This window comes from Trichocoleus sp. AS-A1 (assembly GCF_039962015.1).
Lineage (GTDB): Bacteria > Cyanobacteriota > Cyanobacteriia > Cyanobacteriales > FACHB-T130 > FACHB-T130.
On the sequence record NZ_JAMPKG010000048.1, the window covers coordinates 16,624 to 35,730 of the forward strand.

Sequence of the window (19,107 nt, forward strand, 5' to 3'; positions counted from 1 at the left end):
TTTGTTAAGTAAAGAATGATTAAGAAAGGTTTACTTTTGACGATGAAAGCCACATTAACAAGATTCAGACGGTGCTAGACTGATTCCCGACTTCTTCACCCTCAACTTCTCAAAAAACTATGCAACCAGAGCAGACAATCGCTGCTGGGCAACAGTCAAAGGAGGAACAAGAACTCATTTTGAATCCAGTAGACCATGCGATCGCTTTGTTTAACCGCTCCCATCACTTAGTCTTGTTTAATCGAAAATTCAGTCTTCTTTGGGGACTTCCCCCCGAATGGCTGGGTCTACAGCCGCATTGTAGCGAAGTCTTGGCTGAAGTGGTGGCGCAGGGCTATTGGTCGCAGCAGCAGAGCGAACAAATTGCTTCAGCCCTTAGCGAACCCGAAACAGAATACATTTCCTTTTCCATACAGCAATCTAACGGTATCTGCCTAGAGATAGATACCACACTGACGAGTGATGGGGGACGCCTGTTTACCTTCCGCGATGTCACCAGGTATCAAGACTACCAGGTAACTTTAAACGCTGAGGTGAGGCGGCTGACTTTTTTAGTAGGTTTGATGGAACGGTTGCAGCCTGCCAGTGACTTGCAGACAATCGGAAAATTTGCACTTTCCTATCTGGTGGAGACAATGGGTGCAGCGTTCGGCGATGTCAAGGTAATTACGGGTCAAGGCATTGATGCCTATGCCGATATTCTCACCAATCAAATTTCTGGTCGATTCATCGCGACTCACGGCGAAGCTGCCGTTGCCGAGATGCAAGCCTTTCTCGATCGAGGGATTCCCTATGGTCAAGGGTTATTGTGGCAAGTCGTAGAAACCGGCAAGCCAGTATTTGTTGACGATTATTCTAAACATTCCCAGGCAGTGTCGGCATTTCGCCATCCGGCAATTGGTCAACTGGGCATTTTTCCCATTCCCGCCGCCAATGGCAAGATTATTGGTGTCTTGACGCTGGAATCTCGCACTCATCAGAGACTTCAGGATGCTCCCCAACAGGATATACTCCTGGTCGCTTGTCGCACGCTAGGTGTTGCCATTGAAAGGGCACAGGCGCAAGAACACCTGCGCGAAATTAATCAGAATTTAGAACGGGCTTCCCAAATGAAGTCTGAGTTTCTGGCTGCCATGTCCCACGAACTGCGGACACCCCTCAACAGCATTTTAGGGTTTTCGGACTTGTTGCTGCGGCAAATTGCCGGTTCCTTGAACGAACGCCAGATTAAATACGTGCGGGTGATGGAAGAAAGCGGTCAACACCTGTTGCAGTTGATTAATGACATTCTGGATCTCTCCAAAATAGAAGCCGGAAAGGCAGAACTCGAACTCCAGCCAGTTTCCATCCTGGATCTTTGCAGGCAGTGTTTGCAAATGATTCAACCCCGTGCGGATAAAAAGCGACTTGCCTTAACCCTAGAAATAGACTATCGGCTGGGGCAGGCATCTTTAGATGAACGCCGTGTCCGCCAGATATTAATTAATTTGCTCTCCAACGCTGTCAAGTTTACCCCAGATCGCGGGCAAATTAAATTGAGTGGACGACTGGCTTATGGCACCCAGTTGATTGGGGAATTTCGACCGGATCGCAGCCCGGTGAATCCTAGCACGCCTTTCTTGTGTCTTGAAGTCAAAGACTCAGGTATCGGGATTTCTAGAGATAAGTGGCATTTGCTGTTTCGCCCTTTCCAGCAGGTGGATGCTTCCTTAACGCGGCAACATGAAGGAACTGGGTTAGGTTTGGCGCTGACGAAGCGACTGGCGGAACTCCACGGCGGCACCGTCTCTCTGGAATCGGTGGAAAATCAGGGGAGTACGTTTCGCGTCTGGTTGCCGGTAACGGAAATGAGTCAAACTTTGACAGAGGCAGCGAACCCAGTGCCAAGCCAACAGCAGTCATCACTTCTCAAAGGTGGTGTATCTTCTGGGAATGCCAAGCGAGTTTTGGTGGTGGAAGATCAAGCTTTCAATCAGGCATTGATTTCTGATGTGCTTGAGTTAGAAGGGTATGCAGTTGAGTTAATTTATAACGGTCGTACGATGATGGAAGCGTTGCAATCGCCCTTTGTGACGCCTAAATCGCTGCCGCACTTAATTGTCATGGATATCCAACTACCGGGGGTGGATGGGTTTGAAATTATCCGTCAGCTCAAAGCCAATCGCTTGTGGAAGTCGGTGCCAGTAATTGCAGTAACGGCAATGGCAATGGCGGGCGATCGCGATCGCTGTTTGGCTGCTGGGGCAAATGGTTACATCAGTAAGCCAATAGATATCGATCTCCTCACGACTACCGTCCGCTCTTTTATGCAGGATTAAGAGCCAAAGAATCCATGAGCGGCAAGGATACCCTGCTCCTATACCCTATTTGAATCTGCAAATTGAGAGGTGTGGCAGCCCTCTAGGTCTATGGGGTGGGGTTAAACCTTGCTGCATCCAATCGAGAATTGTTATCACCAAAGGGCTATCTATCTTTGGGAGAAAGATCATCTCTTGATCGGTTTGTTTTTCGATCTACCAGATGGTTAATTGTCTTTACCGAAGTCCTGTGTTTCAATAATGTTAAAGTTCTCTCAGTTACCGGCAACCTCGGAGGAGTTAGATTTCCATCTATCTACCTACCTGTACTGAAAGAAAACTTGTCAAGCTTAGGAATCGTCAGGGGCATCTAGTTAGAATTACTGGTTCAGCGAACAACTGTTTTAAGTAGTTACACTGAAGGAAAATCATAGGCGCGAGTGTAATGGTGGCTAACAGAAGTAGTTTTCCATAACAGCGCCATTTGCACTTATATTGTCAGTTCCATGACAAAGCCCTTGCCGCGCATTCTGTTAGTTGATGATGAACCCAATAATTTATTGCTGCTAGAAGAGTTGTTGTATTCACAAGGATATGAAACTCTAATAGCTTCATCAGGCGTTCAAGCACTGGAAGTTGTCAAAGATTTTCAGCCAGATTTGATTTTACTGGATGTAATGATGCCGGATCTGGGAGGCTTTGAAGTTTGTCGCCGGTTGCGGGAGGATGCAAAGCTACAAACGGTGCCGGTGATTTTTTTGACGGCTTTGGATGATGAAGAATCCAAGCTTCGGGGGTTGGAAATATTAGGTGATGACTACTTCACCAAGCCGATTAAAACTACTCTCCTTTTGAAAAAGATTGCAAATACTCTGCGTTTGATCGAGATGCGATCGCAGCATTCCGGGCAACAAATGCAGGAAAAAATTAAAGAAAAAACGAAGCGTCAACTATCAGCGGCATGGCGAATCAATGAATATCTCTCAGAGAAGTTTCGGCTATTTGTGCCGGATCAATTCTTGAGACGCATTGCACCCGAAGGGGTAGAGTCAATTCAACTGGGAAACGCCAGGGAAGAAGAATTGACGATTTTGTTTTGCGATATTCGGGAATTTACCGCGATCGCTGAAACTCAAACAGCCAGCGACACCTTTGAGTGGCTGAACGCTTTCTTTACCCAGATGAATCAAGAGATCGCAATCAATTATGGATTTATTGATAAATTCCTGGGAGATGCGCTGATGGCGGTGTTTGACCGCACGGGAAACCACGGACAGGATGCCTTAAGTGCGGCGGTGGCGATGGTAGACAGCTTAAATCGGTTTAATCGCGATCGCCAACAATACAACCTGGAGCAGCCGGTGAACATTGGTATCGGCATTCATACAGGCGTTGCCATGATTGGGACAGTGGGTTCAGACCGGCGCATGGACTCTACTGTAATCGGCGATGTCGTGAATACTGCCGCCCGTCTAGAAGAATTGACAAAGCTTTACGGCTGTCACATCCTTGCCAGTGATGCCGTTATTGCCCAGATGAGACAACCGGAGTTATTCAAGTGTCGGTTGATTGACCGGGTGATCCCTCGCGGTAAGCAGCAAGCAGTTGACCTCTACGAAGTCTTGGGTACGCAAACTCAACTGTTCCATCAAGCAAAGCTACTTTATTAATTCATCTGAATTAATGCAGCTAGCTGATGGTGCAATATAAAGCTTATCCGGAACACAGCAATAGTGTGTGCCAAAGCGTCTCATTTATGCATCTGAGAATTGCTGCTATAGGATCTGGATAACAGCCGCAAGATTTAATGAATTGTAAGCTATATAGTTTTGCAGCCTTACAAGCTTAATTTATGCTCAGCGGTCAAAAACTTCAAAATAGACTTATGTATTTTAAATTACAGATTTGCTGCAAGTTATATCCCTAGAAAGAAGCTGCGGCAAACGGTATGCAGTTATTTTAGTTATTCAGGACAGCCAATCTGAGACATAAAAAATTTCCTGGGAGTCTTCTATATCTCCTGGGTATTTTTATGCACAAAACAACCATTAATACCTGGACATAAAATCAATGGAAGCTCAAGAAAACGTACCAGCGAATAAACCTAGCGGGCAGTTGGTGATCATCGGGGGTGCAGAAGACAAGGAGGGAGACTGCACAATCCTCCGAGAGTTTGTTCGCCGCGCCGGGGGTACTAAAGCTCGAATTGTCGTCATGACCGTGGCGACAGAGCTGCCCAGAGAAGTGGGAGAGAACTATATCAGAGTGTTTGAGCGGCTGGGAGCCGAAGACGTTCGCATCGTTGATACTGTTGAGCGGGAAGATGCAACTTCAGCCACTTACTTGGAGGCCATTGAGAAAGCCACTGGTGTATTTTTTACCGGCGGAGATCAGGCTCGCATCACCAGCATTCTGAAGGGTACCCAGATCGATGAGGCGATTCACAGACGGTACGCTGAAGGAATCGTGGTGGGAGGCACCAGCGCTGGAGCTGCGATGATGCCAGATGTCATGATCGTTGAAGGCGACTCTGAGACAAATCCACGGGTTGAAGTGGTAGAGATGGGTCCCGGTATGGGCTTCTTGCCAGGAGTGGTCATCGATCAGCATTTCTTACAGCGTGGGCGTCTGGGACGGTTAATTTCTGCCTTGGCACAGCAGCCTGCTGTCTTAGGATTTGGGATTGACGAGAATACAGCGATCGCAGTCAGCGATAACAAGTTTGAAGTAATCGGGGAAGGAGCTGTCACGATTGTCGATGAGTCAGAGCTTACCCATAGCAACATCGGTGACATTTTGAAGGATGAGCCTTTGGCAGTTTGTGGAGCCAAGCTTCATATCCTTCCACACGGATACAAATTTGATCTGAAAACTCGCAAGCCAATTCTTGATTAATTGAAAGTAGGGTGGACACTTTCCATCCTACTTTTTAAATGCTAACTGTGTCTTAAAAATCTAACTGCCGAGGGATGTCTTTTTTACCCTTAAGCTTCTTATACTGGGAGTAGTATAAGAAATTACATATCCTTGTAAAGGAGCTAAAAATGAGCGTAGAAGATAGAGCCAGAGCGGTTGCTAAAAACATAGAAGGCAAGGTGCAAGAGGGGCTTGGTCATGTAACCGGCGACCAAAAAGACCAAGCAGAAGGTCAGATGAAGCAGGATGAAGCTGCTGCTATGCATCTAAAAGAAGACCTCAAAGATAAAGCAAAAGAAATTGTAGATCGAGCTTAGGTTTGGTATCAAATTTTCAAGGGGGAAACTCCACAAATCTGAAAACCCATTTTCTTAAAGAAAATGGGTTTTTAAAGTGTTTTATTAAAGAAATTTAAGCGATTTGGGTAATGGCGATCGCAAATGGTAGAAAGGCAACGAACCATTCACCATTAAATCCAATAAAAAAGAATTGACTTGACTCTGCCCTTTGATAGCTGAAAAGGTTATGCAATCGAATTAGGCTCAAGTAAGCGAGTCGCCAAGTTAATAAAAAGGGTGTTTAAAAACGGGAGATACTCAATGAGCAGAGAGATAATGACCGATGCAGTCCGTGTCAATGCGAGAAAAACGGATGCATTCGATATCTTTAACTTCAAGCATTACATGGGGCCAAACCCGTATTTGCAGACGGGGGCGCTAATATTCGATTTCGCCCTAACTGAGTCCGCGCAACCTCCGGCAATTAGCGATTATGTATCGATTATTGGCGAGCGCTACCCCCATCTGCGGGATGAAACCTACGAATCTTATGCCCAACTGTTCGCTCGAACCGTGTCAGAAGTGGGAAAACTGGACATGGGGCTGCACCTCAAGCACTGGAGTATCAAGCAACTTCCCGCTTGCACGAAGATTGCCGTAGAATCGCTTCATGCACGCACCAGTCGGGCAGTCGTTTACAGCGTTTGGGATTGGTTTGAAGCGATCGCTCAAGGCAAAGATTTTCGGATTGACGATCAGTTCAAGGCAATGCAGGATCAGTTCCGCTACTCCGTCTACGGCGGGCCGACAGTCTATGCACTGTGGCGTACAGCTTATGAAAAAGGAATTCCCGTTTTTTATCTGTGGGACGAAGGACTGGTTCAATATGGCTATGGAAGAAAGCAGATTCGTGGGATAGCAACGACTTTTGACTGCGATAGCCATCTGGATTCGGACTTTACCACTCGCAAAGATGACTGCAAAGCTTTCTTAGGTACCTTGGGATTCCCCGTTCCCAAAGGTGACATCGTCGCTTCACTGGAAGACGCTCGCGCAGCCGCTAGAGAGATTGGCTATCCCGTCGCTGTGAAGCCGGTAGTGGGCCACAAAGGAATTGGGGTAACGGCTGATGTGCAAGATTCAGAAGAACTGAAATATGCCTTTAGCAGGGCAGTCAATGCGATTCCTAAAGAGCAGCCAGTCCGGATCATCGTCGAAAAAAGCTACAAAGGGTCAGATTTTCGGATGCTTTGCGTCAATGGTAGATTCGTCGCCGCGACGGAACGCCGCGCCGCATCAGTCGTGGGTGATGGACACTCGACGATTGCGGAATTGATCGAGCAGGAAAATCGGAAGCCAGACAGGATAGATACACCAACGTCGCCAATGGGCAAGATCCAGTGCGATGAAGCGATGGAAATGTACTTAGAAGAACAGGGATTAGGTCTGGATAGCGTGATTGAAAGCGATCGCACCGTCTATCTTCGCAAAGTTGCCAACCTATCGGCTGGCGGCTTGAGCATCGATCAGACAAGCACTGTTCATCCGGACAACATTATCCTGGCGCAAGATATCGCCCAGCATTTCCGCCTGACTTGCCTCGGTATTGATGTCATCGCCCAAGATTTGGATAAATCTTGGAAGGATGGTGAGTTTGGCATCATCGAAATCAACGCCGCCCCCGGCATCTATATGCATCTTAGACCCGCCGTTGGTGACAGCGTCGATGTGCCTTCCCATATTCTGGAAACCTTCTTTGACTCCGCCGAAAAAGCCAGAATACCTTTCATCACCTTCAACCGGATCTCAGTTCAAGAACTTCAAGAAGTCATTGACGATATCCTGATGCAACACCCCGACTGGACAATTGGCGCAGTTTGTCGGGATGGAGTTTTCGTCAATCGTTCCCAGAAAAACTTGAACAAAGATTACAACAGTAACGTTCAAAACCTGCTCCGGAATCCCCAGCTCGATCTGCTGATTGTCGAGTACACAGAAGACGTACTAGAGGCAGATGGGATGTTCTACTACGGGAGCAATCTTGTAATCTTGGATAATCCTACGGAAACCGAGATGATGCTGGCGAGAGACATTCTCCACGACTCTACTGTCGTGATTAAGGAAGGAGACACTATCTCCATCCGCTCTCATGGCTTGCTTGAACAGTACCAGCTTGGCTCAGCCGAACCTTTTTCGCGGGTTTATCTCAAAGAAATTCCGAAAATCTCACCTGAGTTTGAAGTCAGACACTAAACCTTTTGTACAAGTCTCTGGAAGACACAAGCGGGCAGATCTGTAGCCAAACCTCTCTCCGTATCGGAGAGGGGTTTGAAGATAGTTCCCCTTGCCTGTCGCTTTCTAAGGGGCGATTCTGGCTAGGTCTAAGACTGCTTCGAGCAAAATAAGTCCCTTGAGTTCGCATCTTGCACCGGACGGTTGAAAGCGCACCAGCAAGCACGCAAGCGAAACTTGCCAAGAGCAGGTTACAGAACCTTTAATGTTCGCTTAGTTCGCGCTTTTCTGGGCGGGAATGTTTGTCTGGATGCCAAAGTTGCTAATCTAGTACCGTTGCTCAAAAAAACGGCTGAATAATCAGATGGAAAATATTGATTGGATGAATGTTACGGCAGGCGGGATGGCGATCGCAATTTTTATCGGCGGGTTGACCATGATGTTCACGGATCTTTGGACTCGCAAGAAAAAATAATGGAGATCGTCTCCGAGTGAACACTCCGATTATTTATTCGCCCCTCTATTCATCGCACATCCATCGCACATCGCTTTAAGCTTCATCGCGCCTCTATTTCTAAGTTAAAGAAATTTTCTTGCGGAACGTTGGCTTCTGTCAGGTCGGCACCCTTGAGCATCGCCCGACTCAAATCCACATCCGTCAAGTCTGCCCCACTTAGGTTGGCTCCCCTTAAATCCGTTCGCGTTAAGTCTACCCCCCTCAAGTCGGCTTCACTTAAGTTCACCTGCTTCAAGCTAGCTCCCGTCAAGTCTACTCCTCTCAAGTCGGCTCTACTTAGATTGGCTCCCTTCAAGTCGGCTCGCGTTAAGTCTACTCCTCTTAGATCCGCCTCGCTGAAGTTCACCAGCTTCAAAATGGCTCCCGTCAAGTCCGCCCCTCGTAAGTCGGCTCCGCTCAAGTTGGCATCATCCAGGTCAGCTTTCCTCAAGTTAGCTTTGCTTAAGTCTACCCCTCTCAAGTTTGCTCCTCGTAACTTTGCCCCTCGCAGATTGGTCGCCCTTAAGTCGGCTCCGCTCAGATTGACTCCGCTCAAATTAACCCCAGGCAGGGATACACCCGCAGCAATCAAGTAAGCTCCAGCTTCACTGGGGTCAAACTCGTAGGGAAATTGAGTCTCTTGCGTGTAGACAGCTTTTTCTAGAATGGTTCCCCTCAGCTTGGCTTTACTCAAATCGGTTCCAACCAGATTGGCACCCGCCAAGTTAACGTTCTCCAAATTTGCGCCGACCAGATTTGCCCTCATCAAATTTGCTGCTTTCAGGTCGGCTGACTTTAAATAAACTCCACTGAGATCGACTTCACTCAGGTTGACGCCGATGAGTAAAGTGCCAGAGGCAATCAAGTAAGCCCCCGCTTCCTGAAGGTCAAAGTCTGGAGGGAATCGAGTCTCTTGATTGTAGACAGCCTTTTGTAGGATAGCCCCCTTTAGCTCGGCTGCGCTCAAGTCCACTCCTACCAGGTTCGCTCCAGCCAAGTTAGCATTTTCCAGATTAGTCCCAACCAGATTCGCCTTTTTCAAGTTGGCTCCGCTCAAGTTGGCTGCTGTTAAATCTGCTCCAATCAGGGTGGTTCCACTCAAGTCTGCTTTCGTCAGGTCTGCCTCGCTCAGATTTGCTAAATTGAGACAGGCTCCACTTAGATTTGACCCATTCAGGTTTGCCTCTGTTAGGTCTGCTTCTATGAGATCTGCATAACTGAGGTTCGCCTCGCTGAGGTTTACCCTTCTTAGGTCTGCTCCCCTCAGCTCCTTCCCTTTAAGAAAAGCTCCCCTGAGTTCAGTTTCTTTCAAGTCTACAATCACGGCGTATGCCCCCTGGGTTTGTGCCCCCTTAGGTATTGGCTATTCAAGTCAGCTCGAATAGGTTTTTCCCCGCTCGGATTTTCTGGAAATGTTTTTAATTGTTTTTTCAGCACTTTAAAAATAACCGCTTTCAACTCTTAAGTTATTATTCCCAGTGCTGAGCAGCTGATTACTAATCATACGCGAAGTACAACTTTTCACTCGCCTGCCGATCGAAGATAGATGAGCAGCCACCGAGCGATCGCGGCACACGCTAGCAAAGAGATCGCATGGTAAAGTTTACGAGCGATCGCAACACTCAGTTTTCTGCTTGTCAAATCCCTCCTCTTTCCATTCACCTAGCGCTCAATCGTGACTCCACCCCTTCGAGAGTTTCAGGTGGTTAGTCCTGGCTGGCTGAGAAATCTTTGCGCCTGGCTTGGGTTGAAGTGGATGCACCCCCAACAGCAGCCAGTGTTTCGCTCTATTGACTCTCCAAGGCTGCACCTACGCTCCCGCACGGGCACCTACGGCTTTTGAAGGGGTTCAAGAATTTTGGAGAGTTTTGCAGGTCGTCTGCTTGACCCTAAACTAGCAGTTGTTTCCCGAAAACAGGCTTCATCGCTATTTGATCCGAGTTTAGAGTTCAAATCGCAGACTGTTCTAAGGAGTCTGGGGTTTCATCTTTACAAATTAGTTGAAAGTGCTATACCTGGGTTGTTGAAGGCGTCACGATTTCCTCAGAAGTATTCACTGCTAACGGTAAAATGACAGTGAAGGTGGAGCCAATGCCTACTTGTGAAACTAGCTCTATTCTTCCTTGTAATAATTTTACCAACCGCGAGACAATCGCTAATCCTAAACCTGTACTTTCCGGAAGGAAAGACTTTTCTTGGGGAATAGAGCGAAAGTAGGGTTCAAATATACGAGCTTGGTCTTCTGGAGGAACGCCGATTCCCGTATCGCTGATAGCGATCGCCCACTCTTTATCTGATAGCGTTTGGCACCTTAATTTAATCGTTCCAGAGTCGGTGTAACGAATCGCGTTACTAAAGAGATTAGTAATAATTTGCTGTAGTCTCAGCGGATCTGTCAGCACCCGATCGGGGACGCATGTTGGATGTAGTCCTTCTCGAAGAGCAGCACAGCTATCGGCGCTAGCTGAATCGTAATCAACGATTATCTGTAGCTCCTTGGAATCCGCCAAAGGTTCTACCATTTCCAGAATATTCTGAATTAAAGAGCGTACATCTGTTACAGATGGCTGCAATTTCATTTTCCCCGCTTCATAGCGAGAGATTTCCAACGCATCGTTGATTAATCGAAGTAGCTGTCGTCCATTTCGTAGCACTTTCTCAATGTGTTCTAGATTCGGAAGGTTATCACTCTCCTCCTGCTTCCGTTGTTGTTGGCGCAAAAATAAATCTGAGTAGCCAATAATGGAAGTAAGGGGAGTTTTCAATTCGTGGGCTAGATGAGAAAGGTTATCTTTATTCGCCCGAAGCAAACGAGTTAATTCTTGATTGGTCAATTTTAACTGACTTTGCAGCTGTTGGAGTTCGTGCAATCGCTCATCCATGTAGCTTTTAAAACATTGAGCGATCGCTTCATCCACTACTGTATCAATCAGACGAATGACTCGGATTATCTCAATCGGTGATGAGTCTAGCAACTCTCCCTCTAAGGTGGAAACGATTGTCTCCCGTAAAATTCGGTATTCACGGACAATTTCTACTGGATCGTAACCTTGTTCAGCCCGAAGTATACCATGTTCTAAACTTGCATCTACTAACGACTGAACATCACTGTCTTGAAACTTAGAAAGTACAGTCGCTAATGCCTTGAGGACACGGGGGAGGCTGTCGCGCAAACCCTTGTAAGATAATTCTGCTGCGGTCTCAATTCGACTATCAGCACGGACAGCTTCAATCCATTTCTCTACAATCGTGGCAGATTTATCGATCAGTAATTGACTAAAATCCATCATTTTTTGGCGCTATTGACTCGTTTACAAATGCTCTCTCTCCATAGACTAAGATTAGCTTGGGGAGTAGCTAATTTGTTTGTCCTTCTTGTTTTCGCGCCCAAATACTTCGCCTATAAGCTCTTAAAATGTTTTTAATCAAAAGCCACCCTAAGGGTTAAAAACTTCATTTTCAGGCGTTCATTTCTTCATGTACGCGGAGATGATCGCAGGGAATTACTTCTATTAAAGCTAAGTTTTCAGTAGAACTTTTTGTTGGGTTAGTATGTATTTCTAGTTGGGAGTCCGGTAAGGCTTTAAACAATAAACGTTGACCAGGGAAAACAATCCGTTCAAAGTTTAAGTCTTGAGTATTATCAAATTTAACAATTTGAATCTTATTTGTGCAATTTGTATAAAAACAAAGGATTTGTTCGGAAGGTTCAGAAACCAAAGAGGAGAATGCTGACATCATATTGGGTGCCCTGAACGAACGATAAAATTGGCTGATTAACAAGATAGATAATATAAACTTTGACTGCTTCAAGCGGCTTCTACCTAAAGATGGGGTTGAAGGAAGGCAAGATGTAGTACAGAATACAAACATCACTAGAATGCCTCAAGAAATTCGTAAACTATTGTGAATTTGATGGAGAAGCGATCGCTAGAAAGCTATGTCTTCGGAAAGGTGGACTGTCTTAAAAAGGCGTGCTAGACTTATCGGTTAATCCGAGTAAGTCAGCCTAATTCAGCGTCTTAGCAAGCGATCGCTCTGTATAAGCGCTGGAACGGAGGAACCAATTAATGGGGCGTATCTCTGCCAGGAGTAAGGCAAGAGGTGTAAGGCGGAATAAAAAACTGTTTATTTATCCTTCATCCCTTATCCATTAGAGAAGAGCATCTCTCAGCTCTAGCCCGTCAGCTAACTTCGTAGGCATTGAGAGGAGACTGAAGAGTCAGCATTTTTTGAAATGTTCTGAACTCATCAGTGTCCCCGGCTGGTACTGCTCTACTTTCTTGTACCTGAAGAGTGACTCTGAGGAGCTTCATAATGATATTGCAGCTGAATTTGTCTGCGATTGCAGTTGCTGGACAGGTAGCCTGGAAACGGGCAAAACCCGTTCTGATTCGGGATGTCGTCGTCCTCCCCGCCCTTGGTTTTTTAGGAATTATCGTTTTGTGGTGGATTGTTGCGCTTTTCAAGCATGAATTAATACCCACCCCACCAGAGGCGTTTGTCAAGAATTTAGACTACATTCTGAACCCCTTTTACCGACGGGGTCCTGGCGATCTAGGGATTGGTTGGTTACTACTGGCAAGCCTTCGACGAGTATTGCTGGGATTTTTGTTAGGTGCAGTTGTTGCCATTCCCATTGGATTTTTGATTGGGATGTCCAAGCAAGCAATGATGGCACTCAATCCCATAATTCAGATTTTCAAGCCGGTATCGCCGCTAGCTTGGTTGCCCATTGCTTTAGCAATTTTTAACCTAGCAGATCCGTCAGCAATTTTTGTTATCTTCATTACCTCTTTATGGCCCACAATTATTAACACTGCTCTCGGTGTTTCTAGCGTTTCCAAAGATTACCTCGATGTAGCAAGGGTGCTAGAAATGCCCCGTTGGCGACGAATTACCAAGATTATTTGGCCTGCGAGTTTGCCTTATGTCTTCACTGGTTTACGGATTAGTTTGGGGATTGCATGGCTGGTCATTGTCGCTGTAGAAATGCTCACAGGCGGCATCGGGATTGGGTTTTTTGTGTGGGATGAATGGAGTCGCTTAAACCTAAGCTCAGTATTTTTGGCAGTGGTAGTGATTGGGCTGACAGGACTACTGCTGGACTACGCCCTAGGCAAAGTTGAAGCTTTGGTTACTCACCGTCGCCCTAGGGCAACCTCTGTCTAATAATTTTCTGTAAACCTCTGTTGAGTAGGGATGATTCTGCTCTAACAGAAATCGCTAGTGTGAGCGAGACTCACGGGCGTCGTGGTAACGCTGACCGCTCAAACGAGTGGGTTGCCAGACGTAGTACCTACGGCGTCAATTTTTTCAGAGAACTCATGAGCAGTAATCGCTCAAACCTAGTGGCTTGAGCTGAGTGGAAATGGATCGCAAGGACGAATTATGAGTGACACCACAAACTGGACGCGACGAAAATTTCTGGAGGGTATGGGTGCCACAGCAGCAGGAATGGCACTATCATCTTGTGCGATTAGCGGCGATCGCTCAGCGAAAGGACTCACTGAAGAATCCGCATCCATCAAACAAGTCGTAGAGCCAGGATCGTTAGAAAAACCCGATCTGATTGTTGGCTACGTGCCGGTGAATGATTGTGCGCCGTTTGCGATTGCTTGGAAAAAAGGATTTTTCCGCAAGTACGGTCTCAACGTCCAACTTAACCGGGAAGCTAGCTGGGCAACCTCTCGTGACGGCGTAATTTTTGGTCGTACTGATGCCGCCCCCGTAGTCTCCGGTGCCGTCACCAACGCCAGAATCGGTGCTGAAGGCGCACGCCATGCCCCTCTCTGCGCCGCCATGACCATTCACCGACATGGCAACGCCATGACGATGAACCGGAAAATGTGGGAAGCAGGTTTGCGTCCCTGGCGGGAGTATAACGGTGATTTAGAAGCATTTGGGAAGGATTTCCGCAGCTACTTTGACAAACAGCCGCGAGAACAACGAGTTTGGGCAGTTGTTCTCAGTTCTGCCATTTACGAATACTTCGTCCGCTACTTATCCGCCGCCGCCGGAGTCGATCCCCTGAAAGAGTTTCGCGTCATCATCGTTCCCCCACCGCAAATGGTGACGAACGTGCGGATAGGAGCGATGCAAGCCTACATGGTGGCAGAACCTTGGAATACCCGCGCAATTACCGGAAATGAAGGTGTTGGTTTTACCTTCGCTCAAGGCAAAGAAATTTGGTTGGGACACCCAGATCGACTGCTAGGTGTGATGGAATCTTTCATCCAAAAAAATCCCAAAACTTATCGTTCCCTCGTCAAAGCGATGATTGAAGCTTGCCAGTATTGCAGCAAGCCTGAAAACCGCGAAGAAGTAGCAACACTTATTTCCGAGCGTTCCTTTACAGGTGCTAAACCCAAATTTACTCGTCCCGCAATTATTGGCGACTACAATTATGGCGGTTTTGATGGTAAAGCTCGGATTGCGAAAGCTGAGGACAGTACGATCTTCTTCGATATCCCTGACAACATTCCCAAACGTCCAGGAGAACATTCGACATTTCTCTGGCAATCTGAAAGTCTCTGGTTAATGACTCAAGCAGCTCGTTGGGGACAAATCAAAGAATTTCCAAAGAATGCAGAAGCACTTGCCAAACAAGGCTGGAGAACCGATCTCTATCGAGAAATTGCCGCAGAAATGGGCATTGAGTGTCCCCAAGAAGATTACAAAGTTGAAGTACCGGAAGTATTTATTGATAAGAAAGGTTTTGACCCCAGCGATCCTGTTGGATATGTCAATGGTTTTGAGATTCGGGCGAACCGTCCCACTCGTTTCTTTCTGTCTTAATTAGCTGCACTGGCTACAGTTCAAGCGGCTCGGCTAAGTTTTACTTTTTAGAAACAGCCAGCCTAATACCTTTAAAATTCTCAAGAGTTCGTCCCAAGAAGGAGCATGATATGACTAAATCCACCTCATTCTCAACGGATGCTAATAATCAAAGTGTCAACCGCTCTGGATTTCTGGAAATAGAAAATCTTCGCAAGTCCTATCCCACAGCAGATGGAGGTGAATTTGTTGTCCTGGATGGCATTAATCTTAGTGTCAGTGAAAATGAATTTATTTGTGTGATTGGTCACTCTGGCTGCGGTAAATCAACGCTTCTCAAAATGGTTGCTGGGTTAGAAAAACCAACTTCCGGCTCAGTACAATTAGAGGGTAAAGAAATTCGTAAACCTGGTGCCGAGCGCATGATGGTGTTCCAACACTATTCACTGCTGCCGTGGCTGACGGTGAAAGAAAATATCCGTTTGGCGGTAGATGAAGTGCTAAAAAATGCCTCTCGTGCTGAAAAAATTAGTATTGTGAACGAACACCTGGCAATGGTGAATTTAACAGCAGCCGCTGACAAATATCCCGATGAAATTTCTGGTGGGATGAAACAACGGGTGGGGATTGCTCGTGCCCTCGCAATTCGCCCCAAAATGTTGTTAATGGATGAACCTTTTGGGGCACTCGACGCTTTGACCAGAGGTAAATTGCAGCAGCAGGTACTGAATATTTGGGAACATCAGCGGCAGGCAGTGATGATGATTACCCATGATGTAGATGAAGCGCTGTATATGTCTGACCGAATCATACTGATGACCAATGGCCCCCACGCAAAAATAGGGGAAATTTTGGACGTGCCTTTTAAGCATCCACGCGATCGCCAAGCCCTCCGCAACTCCCGCGAGTATTTTGAATTGCGTAACCACGCTTTGAACTTCCTCGATGAATATTTCAATCAAGACGAGTAGACGAGCCATTGGTCAACTGTTTATCAAAGAAAAAACAACTGAACTGGAAACACGCTCTATTGCGTTTCTAACCCATTAAAACCCTTACTTAAGTTCTTGCAAAGCTAGCCTAATTACTTCAGGAGGTTTGAGTTTGTGAATATTAAGTCAATGTTAGCCCGTCTTGAAAGCGCAATGGGTCGTCAGGATGTAGTTGAACAAATGGTATTACTACCAGAGCCAGTTTCCCCCACTTCCAAACGGGCTAATTCTGCTAAATCAATCAATTTAGTCGTGGGCTATAATCGCTCTCCTAGCAGTCAAACCGCTCTGGATCTTGCCCTATGGATTGCCCATCAAACCCGGTTAGTTACAAAGGCGCAAGTCACGGTTCAAGTCGTTTACGTTGTCGATGAAGATCAAAGCAGCCATTGTCCACATATTTCTAACGGGGGCGATGCTAGACGCCCTTTAAGCCAACAGCTTCCCCTAGAGTCTCTAGAAGCATCGGCAAGAAAGTGTGCCACACCTGTTTTAACTCAACCTATCCCTGTGGAATTAGAAGCACGCACACGAATGACGGAGATAGATCCTTCCTATTTGAGGGAAATTTTCTATCAAACGAATCCTTTTGAGCAAGCAGATCGTATCCTATCGCAAGCCCGTTGTCTGGCTGAAGAATGGCGAGGTTCTTTCAAAGCTCATCTACGGTTTGGTTGCATTTCTACAGAACTCAGAAAAGTTGTTGAATCAGAAGCTGCGACTTTATTGTTGCTGGGCTGTACCTCTGCCAATCATCCAATTGTTCAGAAACTAGGTTCTAATTTTCCTTGCGCGGTGTTGGGTATTCCCAGCATCTTGAATTCACCGGATACTTCAAGTTGTTCCTCAGATTTCCAATCAGTTTAATCGTTGAGCGGAAATTTTTACATAGGAAATTAGAAAAAAACAATCGGAATTTAAATAATTTTGATTTGTTTCTACCTTTTACCTGTACCTGGAAAAGCACAATTAGCGATCGCATAAAAGGTTTCTATTGCAGTTATATTTGATTGGTGAAGAGGGTTTATCCAAGAAGTGTTGAAAGAAACATTAAAACAGAAAAAAAGGGGGCACAAAGCAGTATTCTGTCTCCTATGAATTGAAAAATAATATCTGATGCTATCGTCGTTTCCCAAGATTGTCAAATCGCTACTCAAGCGACTGTCGCCGAGTGACTACCCGGTTTTGAACTCGCGCTTGTTATTTGAAATCTGGCTGACGTTTGTGCTTGACGCAAGTTTGACGAGCATGAGAGACCTATTTTATCGTCTGAATCATGCCGGAATTGAAGTTGACATTTCAACTTTTTCTAAAGCCTGTAAAACTCGGCAAGGAGAGAATTTTTGCCGTATCTATATGGAATTGATCGAGCGATTGAAGCAACAACATCCCGCTACCGCCCAGATGCTCATTCCCATTGATTCTACCGTGATTAGCTTGACGAGTAAGTTGTTTTGGGAGCAGGAATATCACCAAGTTAAGTTACTCAATGGCATCAATTTAACCCAGGGTAATCCGACCGAATGTTTAATTCATTTTGGGCAGGGACATGATGCTCGATTTGCCGAAACGGTGAATAGTATGATTCCTGAAAACGGCGTTGGAGTGATGGATCGAGGCTGTGCCAGTTGGGAATTTCTTCTGGAATTAAGTGTAACCCAAACGCGCTTTGTGGTGCGGATCAAAAATAACATGAAAACCGAGTTCGACCATGACCGCTATCGCGTCGTTTGGTTTTGTGACTTGGAGAATCGGAGTGAATTTCGGCTTGCCACTAATTTGGAGCAACTGACGAATGAAGAAATTGGTGAAATTTATCGCAATCGATGGCAAATCGAGATTCTATGGAAGTTTTTGAAGATGCATCTCAAACTCGACTGTTTGATTAGCAAAAACCTCAACGGTGTGACAATGAAAATCTATATGGTATTGATTGCGTATTTGATTCTAGAGTTGATGGAAATTCCGGCATTTTATGAGCAGCGATTATTAGATAAGTTTCGCTATTTGCAATTAGAATTGAGTCGTCGCTGTTCCATAGTTCACTGGAGTTACGATTTACTGCTGAACACACTGGTCTGATAAAGTATGAAGTTTTATTGCTGGATTCAACACTTCTGGGTTTATCCTAAAAAACTCCGTTAGCGATCGCATAGCACTGCGGATGCGTTATTCTTCGCTTTAGATGCAAAGGAAGCGAAGAACACAAGTGGATAATTTTACAACCTACAACAAAAATAAAAAGGCAAATGCATCAAGAAAATTGCTCCTTTCTTTAGCATTTTGCCTTTTTATCGTCCCAAGCCGACCATCGCTCAAGCCGACTATCGGATGTTGAAAAAGAAATTCTAAAAATTAGTACTGAATCAGATGGAGTACATCACGAACCACACTATAACCAGCCAGATCCCACAGGAGGTAGGCAAGGAATCCGATCATTGCAAAGCGTCCGTTCCACGGTTCAGCTTGGGGGTTCCATCCGAACAGGAAACTATTGCGATCTTTGTCATTGTAGGCACTAGCAACAGGAGGTAAATCGGTAGGGTGAGTTTACATTGTTTACATTTCTTAATCTTTGATTGCCCTTTTATAGTAGCTACCGGCAAATACACCATTTTCTGTCTATAAACGCAAAATTCGCAAAACTTCACACACTTCTAATTGGTGATGTAGTGATTTTCAAAAAAAAGTAAGCCACTTGACAGAGGGTAATCAAGTATCTTGTGTCATGCTGTAAGTTCACTCTTCCCAAAGGGTACGAAGCGCAGCGGAAAGAGGTATCTCAGAGAACCTGCGCTAACGCTCTGGTATAACAACGCTTTCGCTAACGCTTCATGATGTTCTCAGAATGACATTTTTTATACGCAAAAATATTTGCCATCCCTCGCCTAATACGGTTTAGGTAAGATAATTTGTTGGGTTGCATCAAGTAATTCTCGATGAAGTGACATACATCGGTACGTGAATGGCAATCAAAAAGCTGCTACCGAACGCGAGAACCATAATATACAGCAGATTGCAGGTATATAGAGTACATTGAGGTCAGTGCATGAACAGGTAGAATGAAACCTTACTCCATCGACTTTCGAGAAAAAGTAGTCAAAGCATACGAACAAGAA

14 protein-coding genes, 1 pseudogene and 1 riboswitch are annotated in these 19,107 nt (G+C 45.8%); of the genes and pseudogenes, 11 read left to right on the forward strand and 4 right to left on the reverse strand.

Features of this window, described 5'->3' with window-relative positions; translation table 11 throughout:
• Nucleotides 1-119: 119 nt before the first annotated feature.
• From NC994_RS24735 to NC994_RS24755, 5 genes are all read left to right on the forward strand, one after another.
• Nucleotides 120-2,318, forward strand: coding sequence for an ATP-binding protein (locus NC994_RS24735; protein ID WP_190440349.1), 2,199 nt, complete (start codon nucleotides 120-122; stop codon nucleotides 2,316-2,318).
• A 485-nt stretch (nucleotides 2,319-2,803) separates the two neighbouring features.
• Entirely contained in the window at nucleotides 2,804-3,967 is a 1,164-nt protein-coding gene (locus tag NC994_RS24740) for a response regulator (RefSeq protein ID WP_190415137.1), read from the forward strand.
• 400 nt (nucleotides 3,968-4,367) lie between these two features.
• On the forward strand, nucleotides 4,368-5,192 hold the full coding sequence (locus NC994_RS24745; RefSeq protein WP_190415138.1) for a cyanophycinase: 825 nt from the start codon (nucleotides 4,368-4,370) through the stop codon (nucleotides 5,190-5,192).
• A 149-nt stretch (nucleotides 5,193-5,341) separates the two neighbouring features.
• Entirely contained in the window at nucleotides 5,342-5,530 is a 189-nt protein-coding gene (locus NC994_RS24750) for a CsbD family protein (protein WP_190415139.1), read from the forward strand.
• A 282-nt stretch (nucleotides 5,531-5,812) separates the two neighbouring features.
• Nucleotides 5,813-7,744, forward strand: coding sequence for an acetate--CoA ligase family protein (locus tag NC994_RS24755; protein WP_190440352.1), 1,932 nt, complete (start codon nucleotides 5,813-5,815; stop codon nucleotides 7,742-7,744).
• A gap of 536 nt (nucleotides 7,745-8,280) precedes the next feature.
• Here NC994_RS24755 and NC994_RS24760 read toward each other — a convergent pair.
• Complete coding sequence (locus tag NC994_RS24760; RefSeq protein ID WP_347276561.1) at nucleotides 8,281-9,543, reverse strand: pentapeptide repeat-containing protein; 1,263 nt, start codon at nucleotides 9,541-9,543, stop codon at nucleotides 8,281-8,283.
• A gap of 351 nt (nucleotides 9,544-9,894) precedes the next feature.
• Between NC994_RS24760 and NC994_RS24765 the strand changes: the two genes are divergently transcribed.
• Nucleotides 9,895-10,062: a hypothetical protein gene (locus tag NC994_RS24765; RefSeq protein WP_190440355.1), complete on the forward strand. Its 168-nt coding sequence runs from the start codon at nucleotides 9,895-9,897 to the stop codon at nucleotides 10,060-10,062.
• 166 nt (nucleotides 10,063-10,228) lie between these two features.
• Here NC994_RS24765 and NC994_RS24770 read toward each other — a convergent pair whose 3' ends face one another.
• Nucleotides 10,229-11,509 carry a sensor histidine kinase gene (locus NC994_RS24770; protein ID WP_190440356.1) on the reverse strand — a complete coding sequence of 427 codons (1,281 nt, stop codon included), beginning with the start codon at nucleotides 11,507-11,509 and terminating at the stop codon, nucleotides 10,229-10,231.
• Between the two features lie 169 nt (nucleotides 11,510-11,678).
• A complete protein-coding gene (locus NC994_RS24775; protein ID WP_190440359.1) occupies nucleotides 11,679-11,960 on the reverse strand; it encodes a DUF1830 domain-containing protein in 282 nt (93 codons plus the stop codon).
• A gap of 255 nt (nucleotides 11,961-12,215) precedes the next feature.
• A riboswitch (cyclic di-AMP (ydaO/yuaA leader) is annotated at nucleotides 12,216-12,437 on the forward strand.
• Nucleotides 12,438-12,536: 99 nt separating this feature from the next.
• On the opposite strand from NC994_RS24775, the gene ntrB reads away from it, so the two are divergent.
• From ntrB to NC994_RS24800, 5 genes are all read left to right on the forward strand, one after another.
• Nucleotides 12,537-13,391: a nitrate ABC transporter permease gene (ntrB, locus tag NC994_RS24780; protein ID WP_190430274.1), complete on the forward strand. Its 855-nt coding sequence runs from the start codon at nucleotides 12,537-12,539 to the stop codon at nucleotides 13,389-13,391.
• 219 nt (nucleotides 13,392-13,610) lie between these two features.
• Nucleotides 13,611-15,017 carry an ABC transporter substrate-binding protein gene (locus NC994_RS24785; RefSeq protein WP_190415146.1) on the forward strand — a complete coding sequence of 469 codons (1,407 nt, stop codon included), beginning with the start codon at nucleotides 13,611-13,613 and terminating at the stop codon, nucleotides 15,015-15,017.
• 110 nt (nucleotides 15,018-15,127) lie between these two features.
• Nucleotides 15,128-15,967: an ABC transporter ATP-binding protein gene (locus tag NC994_RS24790; protein WP_190440362.1), complete on the forward strand. Its 840-nt coding sequence runs from the start codon at nucleotides 15,128-15,130 to the stop codon at nucleotides 15,965-15,967.
• A 135-nt stretch (nucleotides 15,968-16,102) separates the two neighbouring features.
• Nucleotides 16,103-16,855, forward strand: a complete 753-nt coding sequence (locus tag NC994_RS24795; protein ID WP_190440367.1) for a universal stress protein — start codon at nucleotides 16,103-16,105, stop codon at nucleotides 16,853-16,855.
• A 246-nt stretch (nucleotides 16,856-17,101) separates the two neighbouring features.
• Complete coding sequence (locus NC994_RS24800) at nucleotides 17,102-18,070, forward strand: transposase (protein WP_190440378.1); 969 nt, start codon at nucleotides 17,102-17,104, stop codon at nucleotides 18,068-18,070.
• 273 nt (nucleotides 18,071-18,343) lie between these two features.
• Here NC994_RS24800 and NC994_RS24805 read toward each other — a convergent pair.
• Nucleotides 18,344-18,544 (reverse strand): annotated as a pseudogene (locus NC994_RS24805) (high light inducible protein).
• Nucleotides 18,545-19,107 lie beyond the last annotated feature (563 nt).

What these genes read in the sequence shown, in the direction of transcription:
- NC994_RS24775 (WP_190440359.1), bottom strand. Translation starts at nt 11,960, where the DNA reads ATGATGTCAGCATTCTCCTCTTTGGTTTCTGAACCTTCCGAACAAATC.
- NC994_RS24745 (WP_190415138.1), top strand. Translation starts at nt 4,368, where the DNA reads ATGGAAGCTCAAGAAAACGTACCAGCGAATAAACCTAGCGGGCAGTTG.
- ntrB (WP_190430274.1), top strand. Translation starts at nt 12,537, where the DNA reads ATGATATTGCAGCTGAATTTGTCTGCGATTGCAGTTGCTGGACAGGTA.
- NC994_RS24785 (WP_190415146.1), top strand. Translation starts at nt 13,611, where the DNA reads ATGAGTGACACCACAAACTGGACGCGACGAAAATTTCTGGAGGGTATG.
- NC994_RS24770 (WP_190440356.1), bottom strand. Translation starts at nt 11,509, where the DNA reads ATGATGGATTTTAGTCAATTACTGATCGATAAATCTGCCACGATTGTA.
- NC994_RS24790 (WP_190440362.1), top strand. Translation starts at nt 15,128, where the DNA reads ATGACTAAATCCACCTCATTCTCAACGGATGCTAATAATCAAAGTGTC.
- NC994_RS24755 (WP_190440352.1), top strand. Translation starts at nt 5,813, where the DNA reads ATGAGCAGAGAGATAATGACCGATGCAGTCCGTGTCAATGCGAGAAAA.
- NC994_RS24750 (WP_190415139.1), top strand. Translation starts at nt 5,342, where the DNA reads ATGAGCGTAGAAGATAGAGCCAGAGCGGTTGCTAAAAACATAGAAGGC.
- NC994_RS24740 (WP_190415137.1), top strand. Translation starts at nt 2,804, where the DNA reads ATGACAAAGCCCTTGCCGCGCATTCTGTTAGTTGATGATGAACCCAAT.
- NC994_RS24735 (WP_190440349.1), top strand. Translation starts at nt 120, where the DNA reads ATGCAACCAGAGCAGACAATCGCTGCTGGGCAACAGTCAAAGGAGGAA.